Raw genomic sequence first — 20,077 nt, 5'->3', positions numbered from 1 at the left:
ATCCTGAAGGCCTGTATCCATTACAATATGAGCCTGCAACGTGAACCCACGCTTTGAGGAGTCTTCGCCATGGACGGCGCACCTTCGATCATGGAAACCCCCACGCACGCCGACGCTCCCGAGGAGTTCTCTCCTGAATCAGACGCCGCGCGGTCTGAAGAAATTCCAACTGAGCAGACAACGCCTTCGGACACGGCGGCAGCCGGCGAACCCGCTCCCAATCGCATCGTCGAGGCGATTTTGCTGTCCTCGGATACCCAGATGTCGGCCGCCAGGATTGCGTCGATCATGGGCAGCGGATCGTCGAAGGACGTTCGGCGACACATCGACGCGTTGAATGAGGAATACAGGTCGCGAGGCAGTTCCTTTCGAATCGAGGAAATTGCCGGTGGATACCAGATTCTCACCTTGCCGCAATTCAACACCTGGCTGGTCAAGCTCCTGCGTGTGCGGCAGGAGACGAAGCTGACGGCTGCCGCAATGGAGACGCTGTCAATCGTCGCCTACAAGCAGCCTTGTACCCGCGCCGAGGTCGAATCGGTGCGCGGTGTGGCGGCGGGCGACATGCTCAACAAGCTCCGCGAAATGAATCTCGTGAAGATTGTCGGTCGTGCGGAGGATCTGGGCCGCCCGATTCTCTACGGCACCACGAAGCGGTTCCTCGAAGTGTTCGGGTTGCCATCATTGGAAGACCTGCCCCAGGTCGAGGCACTGAAGCTCGCACCGAAAGGCGCGGGCTACTCTGGCGACGTGCAACAACCTGGCTCGGCCGCGGCCGAAATTGCGGACGCTACGGCCGAGGCTGTTGAAATGGCCGAATATACAGACGCGAATTCGGAAAGTTCCTCAAGGCCGCTCCGCATGAACGACAACGCCGCGGCGAACGACGACATCGAATAGCCGAGGTCGCGCGCAGGCGGCGATTTGTAAGAAGCAGCGGCGGTCCGCCGCCGCGAACCGCCGCCGGAATTCGCAATCGGTTCTCCCTTCACCTCCTTTTCTGCTGGCTTCACGGAATGTTCTGTCACCACCGCAAAGCGAGCGAAAAGACGACTGGCTGGTCGTCGGAAGCTCCGTTCGAACCGGCGGTCGCGTCGAATGCGCGGACCTGCCCTGCCGAGTTCTGCGCGCTCGGCGGCGTCCAACGCATCGAGGGTTGATCGGGCGCTGTGACGGACCTGCCGAAACCGCCCGCCACGCGCCGCCGACCGTCCCACCAGTTTACGATGCGAGATCGAGCGAGCGCGCGGAATGGGCGCGAACCTTCTCCGGCCTCTGTGAGCAGGGCAGTGTCAAGCTCATGGCAATTGACGCATGGCGCGGAATCCACAATCCGCGCCGATGCCTGCGCACAGTGAGAGAAAGATCAGAATGTCACGAACAGGGTAGGTTTGCTGCCTGGTGTGATGAATCCGGAAGGCTCAATTGAATGCAATGAACTGAACCGCGACCATCAGGAGTAAACTGATAATGATGATAATGCAGGGTATGATTGACAGTCGCGTGATCCAACGGCCTTGATCATCACAGCGGCATCCACCTGCGCTGCTCTTTCCGCAATTATACACCACGTCTAATAAAGTGCCAAATAAAATGCCGGTGAATTTATTTTTCCGGGACCATTGCTCGCCGGCACAACCGTGGCACTCGGTACCTCAATCAATCGGCAAGTGAGCCACCGGCGCCAGGAATACGCCAACGCCATGAAATGCGATGGACGCCACTGCCAGGGTGAACCCCGCCGTCCGACCAATCGCTCGGAAACCGAAAAGTGTCAGTATCATGAGCATCGGCCAGTAGTCCATGCTGAACCGATGTCCAAACTGCCAGTAGCCGGTGTTGAAGTAGAGAAGCAACGGAATGAGCGCCAGGAGCGCGGCAATCGTCGCAGACCGAACCACCGGGTCACGCCAATTAAGAATCGCCGCGTAAAGCGCCGGCAACAAGATTGGCGACGCAATGAACATGCACATGCCGCGCGGATCGAATCCAATCCATGGAAATCTGTGAGGTTCGATCAGCCACGGTGGAGCCGCGAAAAACCAGAACAGATTTCGCCCGATGTAAGCCATCGAGAATTGCCCATGCATTGCCATCAGCCGGGCGCCCTCGCCCGTCAGCAACATGCGGTCATACGCAAAATCCCACGGAGAGTCGAATCGAGCCTGGTTGTAAGCCGCCAGAAGGCCGATCGCGGCCAGCGGTCCGATCGACAGCCCGATCAGTTTCGAAAACTCTCGCCGGCGAATCGCCTCAATCGCGAAGAAGAGGCAGGTGAACATCGTTGTCGGCCGTGAGAGTGCGGAAAGACCGATGCATGCTCCGACCAGCCAAGGCCGATTCGCACCGGCATATTCCCACAGTGCGATCAACATGGCCGCCAGCGCGACAACGTGCGCCAGATGCCAGTCCATGCCGATGTCGGCATTGGTCCAGATCGTCGTACCAAAAGCCAATCCCGCGGTGAGCATGATGCGAGTCGATTGTGGCAATGGCGCAAGCCCCATGCGCTGCGGCAGGCGCGCGAGCACCATATCAATCAACAGAACCACGACGACACTGATTGACCTCGTGAATCCCTCGATGGTCACCGCCGTTCCGAATAGCCACACGAACGGCATCAATAGCAGCGCCGGCAGGGGAGGGTACGCACAATAAAAGTGGTTCGGCGTTGGCGCGGCGATTAGCTCGCCGACGCGGAGTGTCGATCCGGGCTCGATCGTGAAGCTTGTTTCGCCTCGCAGGAAGGACTCGGCCAGCGCGACGAATTGACCGCGCGGCGGAATCGTACGGCGGAAAGACGGCGGCCCGAAGTACAGACCGATGGCGATAAACACCAGGACCGCTCGGAGCGTTGAATCGGGAATAGTCGGCCTACCGGGTACGGCGTTCATGCGGCGCCGATTTCAGCCGTCGGGGTTGCGGGAGTCAAGCACATCGGTTTGAGACGATTCACCGTGATCGTCGATAACGATAGTATGACTTCTCAAATTCCAACGCTGGTGCACGGGGGCCGTCCGTTTCTCTCGAATCGACATCAGGTTCGCGCCGCCCTGTTTGACGTGGACGGCGTCATTGCCGACACAGCGTCGCTTCATCTCAATGCTTGGCGTGATGCGATTCGCGAGGCCGGTTTGCCGTTTCCCGAATCCGTGTGCGATGCGCTACGGGGCGTTTCGAGGCGCGGTTCGCTGGAGCTGATTCTCTGTGCTTCATCGATTGATCCATCGTCGGTGGAGCCGTCGCGGCTGGACTCCATCATGTCGCGAAAGAACGAGTTCTACGTCGCTTCCTTGTCTCGCCTGAGCCCTGCCGATGTGCTGCCGGGTGTATCCAGATTGGTGGAATCGCTGCGTGCTGACGGCATCGGCTTGGCGGCCGTGTCAGCCAGTCGCAACGCTCGCAGTGTTCTCGATCGGCTCGGCGTTGCCGACTGGTTTGAACAAATAGTCGTGGAATCCTGCGAGCAATCGATGCGGGCGGATGATGGCAGCCCGGCGGCTTTGAGTACGTCCTCCGACCGAGCCATCGTGCATCGGTTCCTCGTTGCGGCCGAGGGCTTGGGCGAATCGCCGCCACGCTGTGTGGTCATCGAGGATTCGCCCGCTAATCTGCGCCTGGCCAGGCAATGGGGCATGGGAACGATTGGCGTCGGGACGGCCGTCGGCCCGGATGATGCGGATGTGAGTGTACTGACGCTCGATGACCTTGATCTCGACGACTGAATGGGCAAATCGGCATAAGGTCGTATTCCACGGCGAGCATAACGGGTCCTAAGTGCTTCGTCGCCACGGTTGCCGCCACCGGCGTGCCTCGTTTTAATAGGCCGCCATGATCGAACAGGTGGCCATTATCGGCGACGGGCAAATGGCAACGGTTTGCGGCGTGATGCTCGCCGACCGCGGCATCCATGTGCGCATGTGGGGGCGTTCGAGAGAACACATCGAAGCGTTGAAGGTGACGCGCGAGAATCGGCGTTACCTTCCCGGTCTGAAAATTCCCAATCGCGTATCCTTCACGCACGATGCGCGGGCGGTCTTCAGCGGCGCGGAGTTGATTTTGACCGCCGTGCCGTGCCAGTACATGCGCGCGATCTGGACATCCATCCGTGAACATTATCCCGTCGGCGTTCCGGTCGCGAGCGTGTCGAAGGGAATCGAGAATGACACCCTGCTTCGGCCGACGCAGATCGTACAGGATGTGCTGGGCGACGTGCCGGTGGTTGCCCTTAGCGGGCCGAGCATCGCGGCGGAACTCGCGAATTGCCTGCCAGCGACCGTCGTGGCGGCCAGCGAGAATCGCGAGGTCGCCCGGCTTGTGCAGCAGACATTCTCGTCGCAATGGTTCCGCGTATATACCAACACCGACCTGCTGGGAGTCGAACTCGCAGGCGCTATGAAGAACGTCATCGCCCTGGCCGCCGGAGTCGTGGACGGACTGAAGGCCGGCGACAACGCGAAAGCGGCGCTGCTTACGCGCGGCCTGGTCGAGATTCAGCGACTGGGCGTCGCGATGGGGGCCCGACCGGAAACCTTCGCCGGATTGGCCGGCCTGGGCGATCTGGTGACGACCTGTATCTCGCCGATGGGCCGCAATCGATCGGCCGGTGAACTGATCGGAAAAGGGAACAAGCCTGAAGATGTCATGAAATCGACACCTTCCGTGATCGAGGGCATCCCGACCACGCGGAGCGTGGTCCAATTGGCAGCCCGATGCGGCGTCGAAATGCCCATCACCGAAGCGGTTCATGCTGTGCTCTTCGAGGGCAAGGAAGTCATCGCGACGCTGAGCGAGTTGATGAGCCGACGGTTAAAGGACGAGGACTGAGCGTCCGCATCGATGCCCGAGCATGTCGCGGCGCGGAGTTTCTGAACGGCGGATCAGCCGATGCGCTCAAAATCATCGCCCGCCTTGCGGCGAATCAGACCTTTTAATTGCAGGCTTGTCAGGGCGGCCGCAACCTGGGCCGGAGGCAGATCGCTTACGTCGCACAGCGTCTCGATCGGCATCGATCCGGTTGCAAGCAGTTCCAGCGTGTGCTTTTCCTGTGTGGTCAGAGACACTCCGGGTCGCGGCAGGTTCTGCACGGGCGCGCCGCTCCGGGTCGCAATCGATTCATCGGCCGTCGAATTGAAAAGCGTGCTCGATTCGGCCGTTGTGGTCTGATTGTCGATAGGGTGCTTTGACGCGGCGCTCCCAGACATGAGCAGTTCGCCAGTCGGTCCCAGTTCGTGCATGATGTCTTCCAGCTTCATCACGAGCTTGGCCGCCCCCGATTTGATCAGTTCATTGCATCCGTCGGCGCTGGCGACGTCGATTCGGCCCGGTATCGCGAACACCTCGCGATTGTATTCGCATGCCAGCTTCGCACTGATGAGCGCGCCGCTGCGCCGGGCCGCCTCGACCACGAGCACGCCAAGAGACAAGCCCGCGATGATCCGGTTGCGCGGCGGGAAGTTCTTTGAATCCGGCGCGACGCTCATCGGCAGTTCGCTCAGGATCGCGCCCGACGCCGCGATCCGCTCCGCGAGTTCGGTCGCCTCCGGTGGATACAAATAAGATAGTCCGCATCCGATGACGGCAAGCGTCCTTCCGCCGGCCGAAAGCGCGCCGCGATGCGCCGCCGAGTCGATACCCCGAGCCATGCCGGATACGACCGTCAATCCCGCGCCAGCCAGCAGCGAGCCGAACCGGTCCGCCTGTTCCGCGCCGTAGCGTGAGCACTGGCGCGAACCCACGACTGCCATGGAAACGGCATCCTCGCGCTGCAACGTGCCGCGGTAATAGAGGCATGGGGGCGGATCATCCATCATGCGCAGCGGCGCCGGGTAGTCAGCATCCGCCATGCAGACGATGCGCACGCCGCGGCTGCCCGCGAGGTCTATCTCCCGATCGACATCGACTTCGCCGCGTTCCCGGGCGACGCGCTCCGCGATTCGGTCACTGATGCTTCGGACGCGTGCCATCTCGCGGACACTTGCGCCCAGTACGCGGTCAATGTCGCCGAACTCCCGCAGGAGCGCGCCGAAGCGCACCGCGCCGATGCCGTCGCACAGATGCAATCGCAGGTACTTCCTGCATACTTCGGTGGCCACGTTGTCCGAAACCATCCGCCGGCTCCCCGTGATGTGACTCGCAGACGCCGGGTGTCAAAGCCCCGGCCCCGGCCATCGTCTCGGATCGTAATGCCTCGCACAAAGCCACGCCACATTGGTACACTATGCTGGCGCCAATGCCCTGTTCCAACGTAAAATGTCGGGAGCGACGGAGCGAACGCTTCAAGGAGAGGTTCAGATGAACTACGCCGGTCGGCCGGCCGACTCATTCGGCTTCAAGCTTATCCACTACGAAAAGCACAATCATCGCGCGACGGTGACCTTCAATCGGCCGGAAGTACTCAATGCGGTAAACGGCCCGATGCTGCTGGAGTTAAACGCCGCGTTTCAGGACGCGTCGTGGGATGATGATGTCCGCGTGCTCGTTCTCACCGGCGAAGGCGACCGCGCCTTCTGCACAGGCGCAGACGTCAAGGAGCAGAACGACGAATTCGTGAACCAGCCGGACAGATACTGGAAATGGATGGGCCTGTTCATTGAATGCCATGAACGCCTGCGCAATATCGGCAAACCGACCATCGCGCGGCTCAACGGCATGGTCGTTGGCGGGGGAAACGAGTTTAACATGTCGTGCGATCTGGCGATTGCGGCGGACGATATCATCATCCGACAGGTCGGTGCTGCGAGAGGCAGTGTCGCTGCGGCGGGGGCGACCCAGTTTCTGCCGCTGATTGTCGGAGACCGGCGAGCCAGGGAGATTCTGTTTCTCTGCGAGGAAATCCCGGCGAAGCGAGCGCTGGAATGGGGGCTGGTCAACCAGATCGTTCCGCGCAGCGGGCTCGATGCCGCGGTGGATGTCATGTCGGCAAAGCTGATTGACAAGATGCCCGAGTGCATCCGTTATGCCAAGCAGCAGCTCAATTTCTGGCGCGACCTGTCCTGGCATACAACGATCGGACACGCCCGGGACTGGTTGAGCATTCACAATCGGTCCGCCGAGGTCGCCGAAGGAATGCGGGCGTTCGTCGAGAAACGCCCGGTCGACTACGCGGCGCTCAGGCAACAGAGCGATCGGAGAATCGAATAGGCGACTCATGGCTCTCCCCGTTTAATTGGCGGGCCGGCCGGGCTCGTATTGCATTCGCCGGGCCCGCGGTATCATGCTCGCTCTCGCAGAACGGGGATGACTCGATGATCGCTTCCTGCCTTATCAAACTGCATCCGGCGTCTCTTATCGCATCAGGTAGAGTCTTACCGAATGGCTGGCCTCGCAAACGCCGTTTGTCTTGCGCGCGATGGGCACTGCCTTCCATTGTTCTCGCGCTGGGCGCCTGCGAAACGCTTCGCATCGGGTTGCCATCGGACGGCAACCAGCCCGACAACGCTCGGGCACAATTCACATGGCAGGCTGTCGCGAACGGACTGACCGGTCCGGTCAATGCGTTTGTGATTTATCGCGGGAAATTGCTCGCTGCCGGCGGACCGAATTTTCTCTCGTGGCTCGATGACTCCGTCAGTCCGTCCGTCTGGAAGGTTCAGTCGGGAGGCACCACCGGGCCGATCAATGACATGGGTATTCTCGGTGCTGACTTGATTGTCGGCGGCGTCTTCACCCAGGCGGGGATCGTCGGTACGGAGAACATCGCCCGATTCGACGGCACGGATTGGCATGCCATGGGTGATGGACTCGATGCGGCGGTCCTCACGATCGGCCAGTTCAACGGTGAGTTGATTGCCGGCGGGCTCTTCAACGCAAGCGGGCAGACACCCATTTCGCGAATCGCTCGTTGGGACGGCCAAGTCTGGCATGCGATGGGTGAGGGTCTCGACGGCCCCGTGTTTGCGTTGGCTGAGTACAAGGGGGAACTGATCGCCGGCGGCAGCTTCAGTTTTTCCGGCTCCGAACCCGCCCGGCGCCTCGCTCGTTGGGATGGAACGGCCTGGTCGGAGTTTGGCGCCGGTGCCGATGGGGCCGTCCATGATTTGACGGTGATCGGCGATGTGCTCGTCGCCGGCGGCGCATTCACGGAAATCGGCGCGACCCCGGCGAATCGTGTAGCCCGCTGGAACGGTTCGAAATGGACAGCATATGGCGACGGCGTTGGCGGTTGTGCCGGGGATCCCTGTACTCCGGCGGTGCTGGTTGTCCGGTCGTTTGGTGGCAAACTGACGATTGGCGGCAATTTCACCACGGCCGGTGGGACATCTGCAAACGGACTGGCGTTCTGGGACCGGGGCGTGTGGTCGCCGTTTGGCGCCGGGCTTGCTCAATCCGGTTACCTCGATGTGCGGGCACTGCTCACCGACGATTCAAAGCTTGTCGTCGGCGGCCGGTTTGCATCAGGCGGTAGTCAGGCGAGTTCCGGTATCAAGCTGGATAATGTCGCGATCGTGGCATCACCGGCGGAAGTCCAGTGAGGCGAGACGATCGAGTCGAAGCTTACGCCCAAGTTATGTCCGCCACGTACTTTTTCCGTGCGTCGGAAACTCGATCCGGCGTCGAGATGATGGCTCGTAACCCGCATGGAATCACGGTAATTGCAACTGCTACCGCGTGTGAATTCGGGATAAACGAGATGAGTCTTCACAGGCCCCGGCCGCGTCGAGGACGAGAGTTCTCGGTCTGGCACAATGCGACTGCGGTACCGGATCGAGCCGGTCCGCTGCGTCATGCCAGCCGGCCGGGCTGCACAGCTTCTGGAATCCCCCTGCGACCCGGTTTGGGGCGATCGGGGCGGTGGGAAAATGCGGCCAAGAGGAGTCGAACCTCCACGAGATTGCTCTCACTAGGACCTGAACCTAGCGCGTCTGCCAATTCCGCCATGGCCGCGGTTTCGGAGCCAAAGGACCGCATTTCGCAGGCCGGAGAGGTCGCCGGACTCCGGAAACGGTCGGATTCACCTCCGAGCCGGGGAAGTTTATATTCTCGTTCGCGTTAGGGCAAGCAAGCAGTTTTTGAACAGGAACGATGGGATTCGCTCTGGAAAGCGGACGTTGCATGGGGTATTCTACAGATCTGTTTTTTGGCGGTCTGCCTCGCGCGACGGTGCGGGATAGACGGTTGCGGAAAGGGGCAGCCTGACGGGCGGTAAGAAGCCGATCAGCCGTTGAGGTCGGAAAGAAAACGTCCGCTTAAACCAGACGATGATTGTGTCGCTTCTTTCATCAATTCCCGACGAGAATAAAGCCGAACATTTAGGAAGATCGCCCGTAGTGCGGAGCGCGTCCCGGTACTGTTGCGCGCGAAACGTCACGGAACGTGCCGGGAGCGTCCACTAGGATAACCATGAATGTGTCATTCATCCGAGTGCCGCCTGTTCGCGGCTCGGATGATGGGAAAGTCACATAGATTCAGCGTTCGACCCGCCGCAATGCCGCGAAGGTATTCGGACGCGACGTGAGGCTTCATAAAGTACGATGAGCACAGCAGTATACAACAAACCGGTTCAAGAGCAGAGTGACGTCACGATCCGATTCGCCGGCGACTCCGGCGACGGCATGCAACTAACGGGCATGGAATTCACTCGAACGTCCGCGATTTTCGGCAACGACGTGAGCACCTTCCCTGACTATCCGGCCGAGATTCGCGCTCCAGCCGGTACCGTTGCGGGTGTCTCCGGTTTCCAGGTGCACTTCGGCAACCACGATCTCCACACTCCCGGCGACACCGTCGACACACTCATCGCGTTCAACCCGGCCGCCCTCAAGATCAACCTGCCTGACGTTCGGGAAGGCGGAATGGTCATTGTCAACGACGACTCCTTCGGCAAGACCGATCTGAAGAAAGCCGGCTACGAAAACAACCCGCTCGAGGATGGTTCGATTCGAGGCCGAAAAGTCTTCCGCGTGCCGGTCTCTAAGCTCACCAAGGAAGCCCTCAAGGACTCCGGGCTGAGCGAAAAGCAGATCGATCGCTGCAAGAATTTCTTCGCCCTCGGGTTGGTCTGCTGGCTGTACAGCAGGCCGATTGAGCCTACCCTCAAGTGGATCCAGCAGAAATTCGGCAAGAGCCCCGACATCGAAGACGCCAACCGGAAGACCTTTATCGCCGGACATGCCTTCGGTGAAACCTGCGAGTACTTCCAGAACGCCTATCAGGTGCCGAAGGCCAAACTCACTCGTGGGAAATATCGGCGCATCAGCGGCAATGAGGCAGTCTCGCTCGGGTTCGTTGCGGCGTCACAGTTGAGCGGAAAGGAACTGTTCTACGGCAGCTATCCCATCACGCCCGCGAGCGATGTGTTGCACAACCTCGCGCGATTCAAGAATTTCCGCGTTAAGACATTCCAGGCGGAGGATGAAATTGCCGCCATCACTTCCGCCATCGGCGCGGCGTTCGCCGGCGATCTCGCGATCACAGGCACCAGCGGTCCGGGTCTCGCGCTCAAGGGTGAGGCGATCGGCCTGGGCGTGATGACTGAATTGCCGCTTGTCATCCTCGACGTGCAGCGCGGCGGGCCCAGCACCGGTCTGCCCACCAAGACCGAGCAGGCGGATCTTTTCCAGGCCGTTCTGGGTCGCAACGGAGAGTGCCCGGTCTGTGTCATTGCCGCCAGTTCGCCGTCTGATTGCTTCCATTCGGCCATCGAGGCCTGCCGCATCGCGATGAAGTTCATGACGCCCGTCATTCTCCTGACGGATGGTTACATCGCGAACGGCGAGGAGCCGTGGTCCATTCCGGATGTAAAGGATCTGCCCCGCATTGACGTCAAATTCGCCACCGAACCCAACGGCAACGGCGACGGTCCGGCGTTTTATCCCTACAAGCGGGATGCGAATCTGGTCCGCCCCTGGGCCGTCCCCGGAACGAAGGGGCTCGAGCACCGCATCGGCGGACTCGAAAAAGCCGACGGAACAGGCAACGTCAGCTACGATCCGAACAACCACGAGCACATGATTCACACCCGCGCCCAGAAGGTGATGAACATTGCCAACGATATTCCCGACCAGGTCGTTCATGGCCCACAGTCGGGCGAGTTGCTTGTTGTCGGCTGGGGCGGCACCGCCGGCGCGATTCGCAGCGCCGTGGAGCGGGTTCAGGCCGAGGGCAAATCGGTCGCCTACACCCACATCAGGTATCTGCATCCCTTCCCGAAGAATCTCGAAAAGGTGCTCAAGAGCTTCAAGAAAGTGCTCGTCGCTGAATTGAACACGGGGCAGTTGCGGTTCATTCTGCGGGCGACGTATCTGGTCGATGCTTATGCGATGAACAAGGTCCAGGGCAAGCCATTCCTAATCTCCGAACTGGAAGCCAGGATCGGTGAGCTTCTCGCGAAGTGAGCACGGTCTGGATCGGGTGGTCATTGAGGAATTGATTAGAATATAAGGGCGTATGCCCCAGGCAGTTTGAATTACAGGATCTGATGATTATGGCTACGGAAGCGCTTCCCCAGTTGCAGGCAAAAGATTTCGCGAGCGATCAGGACATCCGCTGGTGCCCCGGGTGCGGCGATTATGCCATCCTTGCGACCGTCAAGAAGATTCTCCCCGATCTTGGTGTGCCGCGGGAGAAGATGGTTTTCGTATCAGGTATCGGCTGCTCGAGCCGCTTTCCCTACTACGTCAGCACCTACGGATTCCATTCCATTCACGGTCGAGCCCCGGCGATTGCAACCGGCGTCAAGGTCGCGAATCCGGAACTCATGGTCTGGGTTGTGACGGGTGACGGCGATGGACTCTCCATCGGCGGAAATCACCTGATCCACGCGATCCGCAGGAATCTCGACATCAAGATCCTGCTCTTCAACAACCGCATCTACGGCTTGACGAAGGGGCAGTATTCACCCACTTCCGAACTCGGTAAAAAGACAAAGTCCACGCCTTTCGGATCCGTTGACAATCCCCTGCATCCGCTTTCAATCGCAATCGGTGCCGAAGCGACCTTCGTCGCCAGGACCATCGATCGAAACGTCGCCCACATGGCCGAGGTGCTCAAGCGAGCGGCCGCCCACCGCGGCACGGCGTTTGTCGAAATCTACCAGAACTGCAATATCTTCAACGACGCCGCATGGGAATATGCCACCGAAAAGGATACCAAGAGCGAAACCACGGTCGTCCTCGAGCACGGCAAGCCGCTGATCTTCGGCGCCGCGCGCGACAAGGGTATCCGAATGCACGGGATGGAGCCGGAGATCGTTTCGCTTAAGGAAGGCTCGGTCAAGGAGGACGACCTGCTCTTCCATGACGAGAAAATGTCAGAGCCCAGCCTCGCTTACGCGTTGTCGCGTATGCACTATCCGAACTTTCCCGAGCCGATCGGCGTCTTCCGGGCGGTCGATCGTCCGCGATTTGACGATGGCATGAAGCATCAGATAGATGAGGCCATCAAGGCCAAGGGCCCCGGCAATCTCGAAACGCTGCTCAATGCCGGTGACACCTGGGTCGTTGAATAGCGGAAAAAACGGCGATCGGTTGCTGGATTCATGTCCGCAACGTCGTGCTTGGCGGGGCGGCCCCCGTAGCGTGGTACCTCCATTTCACCTGTACTTGCGTTGAACCGGATTCCCCCGTTACGCTGGACCTTCGCTAACGAAATTTCGACGGTCCGGTCGGCGCGATGCCGACGCGTTCCGCTCATCCCGGAGTAAGATCCCGATGCACACCGCGACGGCTGCCGCCACGAGGAACGAACCCATCCCGCTGCTTGATCTCAAGGGGCAATACGCACCGATGCGTGAAGAAATTCGCGCCGTGATGGACAAGGTGTGCGATGCTCAGTACTTCATCGGTGGCCCCGAAGTCGAAGCCTGCGAGCAAGATGTCGCCGCATATAGCGGCTGCAAACACGGCATTGGTATGAGCTCCGGCACGGACGCGCTGCTCTGTGCCATGATGGCGATGAACATCGGCCACGGCGACGAAGTCATTGTTCCGAGCTTCACCTTCTTTGCCACCGGCGGTTGTGTCGCTCGGCTCCATGCCAAGCCGGTCTTTGTTGACTGCGATCCTCACACCTACAACACCAATGCGGATTTGATCGCCGAAAAGATCACGCCGCGAACCAAACTGATCGTGCCCGTGCATCTCTTCGGCCAGTGTGCCGACATGACCGCCATCATGAAGCTTGCCCGGGCCCGGGGCATCGCCGTGATGGAAGACTCCGCACAGAGCATCGGCGCGACACACCACGGCAAGCCGGCCTGTAGCATGGGCGATTGCGGCACGCTTTCGTTTTTTCCCAGCAAGAACCTCGGTTGTTTCGGCGATGGCGGCATGATCGTCACAAATGACGACGCGCTCGCGCGAATGTGCCGCCTCATTCGCACCCACGGATCCGAACCGAAGTACTATCACAAGATCGTCGGAGGGAATTTCCGTCTCGATGCGCTCCAGGCCGCCATCGTTCGCGTCAAGCTCCGCCATCTCGATTCCTGGTCACGCGGCCGAAGAGCCAATGCCGAACGATACGACAGCCTGTTCGCCGGCTGCAGCAGCGTCCGAACACCGAGCGTGCTGAATGGAAACGTCTCGATCTACAACCAGTATGTCATAGCCGTGCCGCGCAGGGATGAACTGCGAAAGCATCTCACGGAGCAGGGTATTGGCACTGAAATCTATTATCCCGTGCCGCTCCATCTTCAGGAGTGCTTCGCAAAACTCGGCGGCAAGCGCGGCGATCTGCCGAATTGCGAACGGGCGGCGGATGAGGTCCTGGCGATTCCGATCTATCCGGAGTTGAAGCCCGCTCAACAGGAGCGAATTGCTCAGGCCATTCGAAAGTTCTACGGAGAATAGACCGGCCCTCGCCGACGCCGCGGCGAGCTTTCACGCGAACCACCTGTGCGCGAGCTTTTCACTGCCGCCATCTGGCCGTTTGTCGCAGCTTCGGCTGTCGCGCTCATCTTCGGGCCGATTGTCAGGCGCGCGTCTATTCGGCTGGATTTCTTCGACCGTCCGGACGGCGGCCTGAAACCCCACGACCGGCCGATTCCCTATCTTGGGGGTATCGCCATCTATCTGGGCTGGCTTGCCGCGCTGATTCTCACCATTCTGCTGCCGGACGGATTCAGTGCCGAGAGATTCTCACAGACGGGGCACGCCGTCCTCTGGATCTCCGCCGGCGGGACGATTCTGATGCTCATCGGCCTCATCGATGACATTCGACATTTGCCGCCGATATTTCGACTGTTCATGCAGGCCGCCGTGGCGGGCGTTCTTCTGTACGGCGGCGTCGGACGCACCTTGCTGACGTCGCTCGCCGCGCCGCTCATCGGAGACACCGCGATGGACCAATGGTCTGCGGTCCACGCGTCACTCGCGTTTGCCTTGATCGCTTTCATCATCGCCGGCGCAACGAACTCGACTAATTTGATTGACGGCATGGACGGCTTGTGTGCCGGCGTGACGGCCATTGCATGCGTCGGGTTTATCACTTTGGCGGCTCCGCTGGGTGGCTGTGGTGCGATGTCAAAGGCAGGAGCGTTGCTGGTGGTGACGCTTTCCGCCGCCGTGATCGGCGCGTGCCTCGCATTCCTTTTCTTTAATTTCAATCCAGCCTCAATGTTCATGGGTGACAGCGGCTCGTTGCTGTTGGGATTCTCGATTGCGACGATGATTGCGCTCTTTGCGGAGCACGCGGGCTGGCGCGGTTTGATTTGTTCGACCATCGTTTTCGGTTTTCCGATCTTCGATACCGCGTTGGCCGTTGGGCGGCGGCGTCTGAACAGGAAGCCCTTGTTCAAGGGCGATCGCAGTCATTTTTACGATCAATTGCGAGATCGGGGTCGATCAGTACGGTCGACAGTCGTCATGTGCTATGGGCTGGAGCTGTGTTTCGTGTTACTCGGTGTCTTCCTGGCCATGCTGCCGATAGCGGTGGCGGCCATCATATTCGTTCTCCTGCCGATCATCTGTGCCGCGGCATGTAAGAAGCTGGGCTTCCTTCGCGTGGAGGCCGCCGTTGGTTCGACAGACGTGAATTAATGGCCCCAAAGCGAATCGGGGCGGTTGATTGCCCGGAGCACGCTCGAATTGCGACTCCACATCCGGAGAGCTAAGATACGCAATATCCGGGTTCGGCCGGTCACATTCCACAAATACGACAGGAGCGCGGAGAGACATGGCGAATGATACGAATCGCGATAGCGCGTCCACAGCGGGTGAACTCACGGCGGGCGATTTGCATCAAGCCCTGCTGAATATCGAATTGGCCATGCGGATGCTGGGAAAAGCGGTTTCTCGTTTTGCGCAACTGAGAGCGATTCACGGCGAATTGCGGTTCGACCCGGAATGGACGAATTTCGAAGTCCAGATGCACCAGGCGCTCACCAACGTGCGCGAGGCAATTTGCAAATAGTCGCACGAATCGTGCGGACGGCGGCAATTTTTTCCGCTGCGTCAGGTTCGACCGCTCAGTCTCTCAGGTCGGCCGCCTCGTCGATAAGGTCCGGCACGCCATCATCATCGTCGTCCATCAGATCGGCGGAGCCGTAGAGATCGTCTTCATCGGCGTCCATGTCTGCTCGGAAGTTGCCCTCATTCACTTCACGGTCACGCTGTCGTTTGATGTCTTCCCATTCTTTTTCGGTGATCGCCACTTCGCGGGCCTGACTGCCCTTGTAGTCGCCCACGATGCCCGCCGTCGCCATCTGTTCGATAAGCCGGCTGGCTCGCGAATAGCCGATCTCAAGACGCCGCTGAAGCAGGCTCACGCTGCCGCGCTTGCTTGCCACGACGATGTCAACGGCTTTGTCGAATAGTGGATCCCGCTCGCCGTCGCCTTCCGACATTCCGGGAGTGAGTCGCTGCAATTCATGATGGAATTGCGGCCGGGCTTTCTCAGCCAGGTCACCAAGCACGGCGCGCAGTTCGTCGTCCTCGATATACGTTCCCTGGGCGCGCACGAGCTTGGAGGAGCCCGGCGGCAGAAAGAGCATGTCGCCTTCTCCCATCAGCACTTCGGCCCCGTTCTGATCGAGCACGATGCGGGAATCCATGCGGCTGGCGACACGAAAGGCCATGCGGCAGGGCAGATTGCTCTTGATCAGGCCGGTGACCACGTTGGCTTGTGGTCGCTGCGTCGCGACGATCAAGTGGATACCGACGGCTCGGCTCTTCTGGGCCAGGCGACTCAGGAAAAGTTCGACTTCCTTGCCGCTGGTCATCATCAAATCCGCCAATTCGTCGATCACGATCACGATGTACGGAAGATGGGTGGGAATCTGCATCTTCTCTTCTTCGGTCGCGGGTTGGAATCGATCATAGATCTTTTCGCGGCCGAGATTGTTGAAGTCCTTGATATCGCGGACGCCGGCTTCGGCGAGAAGTTCGTACCGTTCGTCCATTTTCTGCGTCGCCCACTCAAGTATCATCGACGCCTTCTGCATGTCCGTGACGATGGGACACATCAGATGCGGAATCTCCTTGAAGATGGACAGCTCCACGACTTTCGGATCGACAAGAATCAGCTTCACATGATCCGGTCGTTGCGTCATGAGAATTGACATGATGAGCGTGTTGATCGCGACGGATTTTCCGGACCCCGTCGTGCCGGCGACGAGCATATGCGGCATGCGCGCGATGTCCTGAATCAGCGGGTTTCCGCTGGCGTCTTTACCGATGAACACAGGCAGCGCCATCTTGGTCGGTCGCACGCCGCCGAGCATGATCAGTTCCTTGATGCGCACCTTCTCCTTGTCCGTGTTTGGCACTTCGATTCCGACCGTGTTCTTGCCGGGAATGGGGGCCACGACGCGGACGGCCGGCGCTTTGAGCGCTCGGGCGATGTCATTTGAGAGCGATGCGATCTGGCTTACTTTTGTCCCGGCAGAGAGCTCCAATTCAAACATCGTGATGACCGGTCCGGTGTCGATTTCCACCACGCGCACGTCAATTCGGAAATCCTGAAGGGTGCGCTCAAGAATCTCCGCTTTCTCGCGGACGACGACTTCCTGTGTCTCGCTGTATTTCACTTCGGGATCGCCCAGCAGCGTCAGCGGTGGCAGGACATAGTCTCCGAGTTCCTTCGGCCAGGCGCTCGGCGGTGTCTTGCCCTGGGCCCGATCCTTGCCCAACATGCGAATGACCAGGTCGCGGTTGATCGGACTGTCCGGAGGTTCCTCCGCGGCATCGACCGGCTCCTCGTCCGCTTCGTTCGGAAGTGTCTCATCGATGGCATCTTCGATCGAGTCGGTATCGTCGTCGTCGTTCGTTTCAACAATGTCTTCTTCGTCCGTTTCGTTCGGCTCGGCTCGGTCCTTCGGCGTATCTTTTTTGCGGCGCGTGCCGGGCGCACTGAACGACGGTGCATTGTTTCCTGCACCCGCAAGCACCGGGGTCAGCGTCCGACGCACCTGCCCCGCGCCACGAAACGCCGCCACAGCCTCGATCAGACGCTCGCGCGACCATCGGATGATTCGCGGGAGAAAGATCAGCACCTCGTCGGCCGCAAGCAGGAAGCCAACGATATAGACAAACGCGACAACGAGCGTCGCGCCAAAAGTCTGAAGGTTCGTGCGGAGAAATTCCGCCATCGCAATACCCACGATTCCGCCGCGGCCTTCGACCAGCCCGTCGATCGGCGTCGGGTCAATCAGCGCCGCGGAAGCCGACGTAATGCACACGATCATCATCAATCCGGTGCATCTCAATGCGATATCGCGGATGCGCCGGCGCATGAGTTGCATCAACGCGGCAACTGTCAGCATGAAAAACAACGGAAACGTCCCAACACCCAGGTAATACATGAATTGAAATGCAAACCAGGCGCCGGCTCGGCCGCAGGCGTTGCTGACCGGATCGGATTGCGGCCAGATCGCGGGATTCGGCCAGTCGGTTGAACTGTATGTGAGCAAAGCCACCCAGGCGAAAGCATAGAACACCAATGCGCCGATCAGGCGGCAATTTCTCCACATCAAGGCACGTCGATCTTCGGGCGTCACAGGCTGAGCGCTCCTCGTATGAGTCGTCGGGCCGGCCGTACTAAGCATCGCAGCCAGCAAGGTTTGCGAATGAAACGGACGCGGTCGTCCGCGAACGTATGTCCTTTAATATCGGCAAGATACGGCAGGCATCTGGACGGGCAGGTTCTGCGCGGAATCATCGCGGAATCCTGGGTTTGCGGGCGGTCCGGGAAGGGGTTTGGCACGGGGTCTTGTTTACAACGGGGTAAGGCGGGCCATGGTGGCCAGGCCAGAGTTTGATCGCCTCTCGTTGGGGAGTCTCGGATAGCCATGCACAAATACACTTGCTCATCGTTCCGCCTGGACAGAATCGCAATTGCGGTGATTTCGGCCGGGGTTTTACTTTCGGGCGCGCCCCGAATTCAGGCGGACGTGATTACCGGACCGCAGGCCGTTTCTGCCGCGTCGCCCAATTGCGTGTCCGGATTCGGGCTTTCGGATGACTCGGTGGATTACGGCCTGAATCCAAGTTTGAGCCTGTACGAGGTGTTCGCGGTTCAGCGATTCACGCCGCCGGTGTATCCGTACATCCTCGATTCAGTATGCATCAACTGGCGGGCACAAACGGCTGACCTCGCCCTGGAATTCGATATTGTCGTATTCAAGGCTGACGGATTGGGCGGGTTGCCGGGGACGCTGGTGGCGCAGATTCCCGCCGTTCAAGTCCTGTCAGCAATGAATAGTTATGACTACTACGGCTTTAATATTTCGGCGTCACAGATTCGCATCGATTCCGGGAACTTCTACATCGGCGCGCGATGGAATCCGTCGGTCAATCAGCAATTCGTGATCGCGACCGACCGAAGCATGGGCACTCCGCAGCAGCAAGTGTACTATCGTTCGAATCTAGGCCTTCCATGGTATCCATTTTCGAGCCTCGGCGTGAATCTGAATGATACGCGCGCCTTGTTGATCCGCATTGAGGGTCATCTGCTCGACTGCAACCATAACAACGTCGCCGACACGATCGAGATTCAGCTCGATCCGGGCAAGGACTGCGATCAGAACGGCGTGCTGGACGAGTGTGAGGTGGACACCGATGGCGACGGCGTCATCGACGCCTGCGACAATTGTCCGACGGTTGTCAACCCGGACCAGTCAGACAGCGACGGCGACGGCGTCGGAGATTCCTGCGACAACTGCTGGTGGACTCACAATACGGATCAGTCAGACCTGGACGGGGATGGCATCGGCGACGCATGCGACCTCTGTCCGCAGATTGCCAATCCCGATCAACTGGATTCCGATGATGATGGCGTGGGAGACGCCTGTGATAATTGTCCCATGATCGCGAATTTCAGTCAGTCAGACTCGGACAACGACGGCATCGGCGACGCCTGTGAAGCCGGCGCGCTTCCGAACGAGAACAACAACAACAACGGCAACAGCAACTCAAACAGCAACTCAAACAGTAACTCAAACAGTAACTCGAACAACAATTCCAACGGCAACTCGAACAGCAACGCCAATGACAACTCCGACGGCGATCCAATGGATGGACCCGACGCGGGACTTTGTGGCGCGGGTGGCGGGGCCGCCATGATGGCGCCTCTGTTTCTGGTCGGTGTCGGGAGTCTGCGCCGGCGATCCAGACGCGGCTGAAGCATCGCTCCACGGCGCTCAATGGACTGAACCATGAGGCACGGTCTCGCGCGGCGGCGAGGCCGTGTCTCGTTGTATCATTCCAGTCCGGACGGCGGTACCATACTCCGCCCATGATCGCGTTAAATCTCATCATCGCCATTGTCTGCGAGGCCGGCTGGGTTATCGCGATGAAGTTGTCCAACGGTTTCACGAAGCCGATACCTTCAATCGTCACGATCGTTCTGTACCTTGCGAGCGTCGTCTTCCTGAGTTTCGCGACGAAGCGAATGGAGATCGGCGTGGGTTACGCCATCTGGGCCGGAAGCGGTGTGGCTCTGATCGCGATCGCCGGATTCATTTACTTCAAGGAACCGGTGACGGCCGTCAAGGTGACCTCGCTCGGGCTCATCATCCTGGGGATTGTGGGCCTTAATCTGTCGGGCGGGGGCCATTGAGGCGCATTGCGACGTTGAGGGGGCGATCGAGCGACCGGCACGGCTTGTGAACAAGGGGGCAGCCCGCGATAATCGCCGGGCT

General features: G+C 59.7%; 15 protein-coding genes and 1 tRNA gene. 12 read left to right on the top strand and 4 right to left on the bottom strand.

Translation table 11 applies throughout. The features are described 5' to 3' along the window. Nucleotides 1–69: 69 nt before the first annotated feature. Nucleotides 70–900 carry an SMC-Scp complex subunit ScpB gene (gene scpB, locus KF841_09640; GenBank protein MBX3395616.1) on the top strand — a complete coding sequence of 277 codons (831 nt, stop codon included), beginning with the start codon at nt 70–72 and terminating at the stop codon, nt 898–900. Between the two features lie 755 nt (nt 901–1,655). Here scpB and KF841_09635 read toward each other — a convergent pair. Then, the gene (locus tag KF841_09635) at nt 1,656–2,894 is read right to left on the bottom strand and encodes a hypothetical protein (protein MBX3395615.1); all 1,239 of its coding nucleotides are present in this window, start codon (nt 2,892–2,894) and stop codon (nt 1,656–1,658) included. 84 nt (nt 2,895–2,978) lie between these two features. Here KF841_09635 and KF841_09630 point away from each other — a divergent pair, with 84 nt between their 5' ends. Then, nucleotides 2,979–3,725, top strand: coding sequence for an HAD hydrolase-like protein (locus tag KF841_09630; GenBank protein MBX3395614.1), 747 nt, complete (start codon nt 2,979–2,981; stop codon nt 3,723–3,725). A gap of 106 nt (nt 3,726–3,831) precedes the next feature. After that, nucleotides 3,832–4,827 (top strand): NAD(P)-dependent glycerol-3-phosphate dehydrogenase, encoded by a 996-nt coding sequence (locus tag KF841_09625; protein ID MBX3395613.1) that lies wholly within the window; start codon nt 3,832–3,834, stop codon nt 4,825–4,827. Between the two features lie 53 nt (nt 4,828–4,880). On the opposite strand, the gene dprA is transcribed toward KF841_09625, so the two are convergent. Next, nucleotides 4,881–6,110: a DNA-processing protein DprA gene (gene dprA, locus KF841_09620; protein MBX3395612.1), complete on the bottom strand. Its 1,230-nt coding sequence runs from the start codon at nt 6,108–6,110 to the stop codon at nt 4,881–4,883. Between the two features lie 184 nt (nt 6,111–6,294). Here dprA and KF841_09615 point away from each other — a divergent pair, with 184 nt between their 5' ends. Together KF841_09615 and KF841_09610 are read left to right on the top strand one after the other, a co-directional pair. After that, a complete protein-coding gene (locus KF841_09615; GenBank protein ID MBX3395611.1) occupies nt 6,295–7,143 on the top strand; it encodes an enoyl-CoA hydratase/isomerase family protein in 849 nt (282 codons plus the stop codon). A gap of 194 nt (nt 7,144–7,337) precedes the next feature. Further along, complete coding sequence (locus KF841_09610; GenBank protein ID MBX3395610.1) at nt 7,338–8,474, top strand: hypothetical protein; 1,137 nt, start codon at nt 7,338–7,340, stop codon at nt 8,472–8,474. A 328-nt stretch (nt 8,475–8,802) separates the two neighbouring features. Here the strand turns inward: KF841_09610 and KF841_09605 are convergent. After that, nucleotides 8,803–8,886 (bottom strand) — tRNA-Leu (locus tag KF841_09605). 587 nt (nt 8,887–9,473) lie between these two features. Here KF841_09605 and KF841_09600 point away from each other — a divergent pair. The 5 genes from KF841_09600 (at nt 9,474) to KF841_09580 (ending at nt 15,351) form a co-directional block, all read left to right on the top strand. Continuing rightward, nucleotides 9,474–11,336, top strand: a complete 1,863-nt coding sequence (locus tag KF841_09600) for a 2-oxoacid:acceptor oxidoreductase subunit alpha (GenBank protein ID MBX3395609.1) — start codon at nt 9,474–9,476, stop codon at nt 11,334–11,336. 89 nt (nt 11,337–11,425) lie between these two features. After that, nucleotides 11,426–12,448 (top strand): 2-oxoacid:ferredoxin oxidoreductase subunit beta, encoded by a 1,023-nt coding sequence (locus KF841_09595; protein MBX3395608.1) that lies wholly within the window; start codon nt 11,426–11,428, stop codon nt 12,446–12,448. 202 nt (nt 12,449–12,650) lie between these two features. Beyond that, nucleotides 12,651–13,790, top strand: a complete 1,140-nt coding sequence (locus KF841_09590) for a DegT/DnrJ/EryC1/StrS family aminotransferase (protein ID MBX3395607.1) — start codon at nt 12,651–12,653, stop codon at nt 13,788–13,790. A gap of 45 nt (nt 13,791–13,835) precedes the next feature. Beyond that, nucleotides 13,836–14,978 (top strand): undecaprenyl/decaprenyl-phosphate alpha-N-acetylglucosaminyl 1-phosphate transferase, encoded by a 1,143-nt coding sequence (locus KF841_09585; GenBank protein ID MBX3395606.1) that lies wholly within the window; start codon nt 13,836–13,838, stop codon nt 14,976–14,978. 136 nt (nt 14,979–15,114) lie between these two features. Continuing rightward, nucleotides 15,115–15,351, top strand: coding sequence for a hypothetical protein (locus KF841_09580; GenBank protein ID MBX3395605.1), 237 nt, complete (start codon nt 15,115–15,117; stop codon nt 15,349–15,351). Nucleotides 15,352–15,406: 55 nt separating this feature from the next. Here the strand turns inward: KF841_09580 and KF841_09575 are convergent, their stop codons facing one another. Further along, the gene (locus KF841_09575) at nt 15,407–17,908 is read right to left on the bottom strand and encodes a DNA translocase FtsK 4TM domain-containing protein (protein ID MBX3395604.1); all 2,502 of its coding nucleotides are present in this window, start codon (nt 17,906–17,908) and stop codon (nt 15,407–15,409) included. Between the two features lie 723 nt (nt 17,909–18,631). Between KF841_09575 and KF841_09570 the strand changes: the two genes are divergently transcribed. Together KF841_09570 and KF841_09565 are read left to right on the top strand one after the other, a co-directional pair. Then, nucleotides 18,632–19,558 carry a thrombospondin type 3 repeat-containing protein gene (locus tag KF841_09570; GenBank protein MBX3395603.1) on the top strand — a complete coding sequence of 309 codons (927 nt, stop codon included), beginning with the start codon at nt 18,632–18,634 and terminating at the stop codon, nt 19,556–19,558. A gap of 113 nt (nt 19,559–19,671) precedes the next feature. Continuing rightward, on the top strand, nt 19,672–19,995 hold the full coding sequence (locus tag KF841_09565; GenBank protein MBX3395602.1) for a multidrug efflux SMR transporter: 324 nt from the start codon (nt 19,672–19,674) through the stop codon (nt 19,993–19,995). Nucleotides 19,996–20,077: the final 82 nt, after the last annotated feature.

It is taken from the genome of Phycisphaerae bacterium (assembly GCA_019636475.1).
In the GTDB taxonomy this organism is placed as follows: domain Bacteria; phylum Planctomycetota; class Phycisphaerae; order UBA1845; family UTPLA1; genus JADJRI01.
The sequence above is the reverse complement of the archived record's forward strand: the minus strand, read 5'-3'. Positions and strand labels throughout refer to the sequence as shown.

Bases quoted from the DNA above. Each gene is read 5' to 3' on its own strand.
- KF841_09595 (MBX3395608.1), top strand. From the start codon at position 11,426: ATGGCTACGGAAGCGCTTCCCCAGTTGCAGGCAAAAGATTTCGCGAGC.
- dprA (MBX3395612.1), bottom strand. From the start codon at position 6,110: ATGGTTTCGGACAACGTGGCCACCGAAGTATGCAGGAAGTACCTGCGA.
- KF841_09565 (MBX3395602.1), top strand. From the start codon at position 19,672: ATGATCGCGTTAAATCTCATCATCGCCATTGTCTGCGAGGCCGGCTGG.
- KF841_09580 (MBX3395605.1), top strand. From the start codon at position 15,115: ATGGCGAATGATACGAATCGCGATAGCGCGTCCACAGCGGGTGAACTC.
- KF841_09615 (MBX3395611.1), top strand. From the start codon at position 6,295: ATGAACTACGCCGGTCGGCCGGCCGACTCATTCGGCTTCAAGCTTATC.
- KF841_09635 (MBX3395615.1), bottom strand. From the start codon at position 2,894: ATGAACGCCGTACCCGGTAGGCCGACTATTCCCGATTCAACGCTCCGA.
- KF841_09600 (MBX3395609.1), top strand. From the start codon at position 9,474: ATGAGCACAGCAGTATACAACAAACCGGTTCAAGAGCAGAGTGACGTC.
- KF841_09590 (MBX3395607.1), top strand. From the start codon at position 12,651: ATGCACACCGCGACGGCTGCCGCCACGAGGAACGAACCCATCCCGCTG.
- KF841_09625 (MBX3395613.1), top strand. From the start codon at position 3,832: ATGATCGAACAGGTGGCCATTATCGGCGACGGGCAAATGGCAACGGTT.
- KF841_09630 (MBX3395614.1), top strand. From the start codon at position 2,979: ATGACTTCTCAAATTCCAACGCTGGTGCACGGGGGCCGTCCGTTTCTC.
- KF841_09575 (MBX3395604.1), bottom strand. From the start codon at position 17,908: ATGTGGAGAAATTGCCGCCTGATCGGCGCATTGGTGTTCTATGCTTTC.
- KF841_09570 (MBX3395603.1), top strand. From the start codon at position 18,632: ATGAATAGTTATGACTACTACGGCTTTAATATTTCGGCGTCACAGATT.
- scpB (MBX3395616.1), top strand. From the start codon at position 70: ATGGACGGCGCACCTTCGATCATGGAAACCCCCACGCACGCCGACGCT.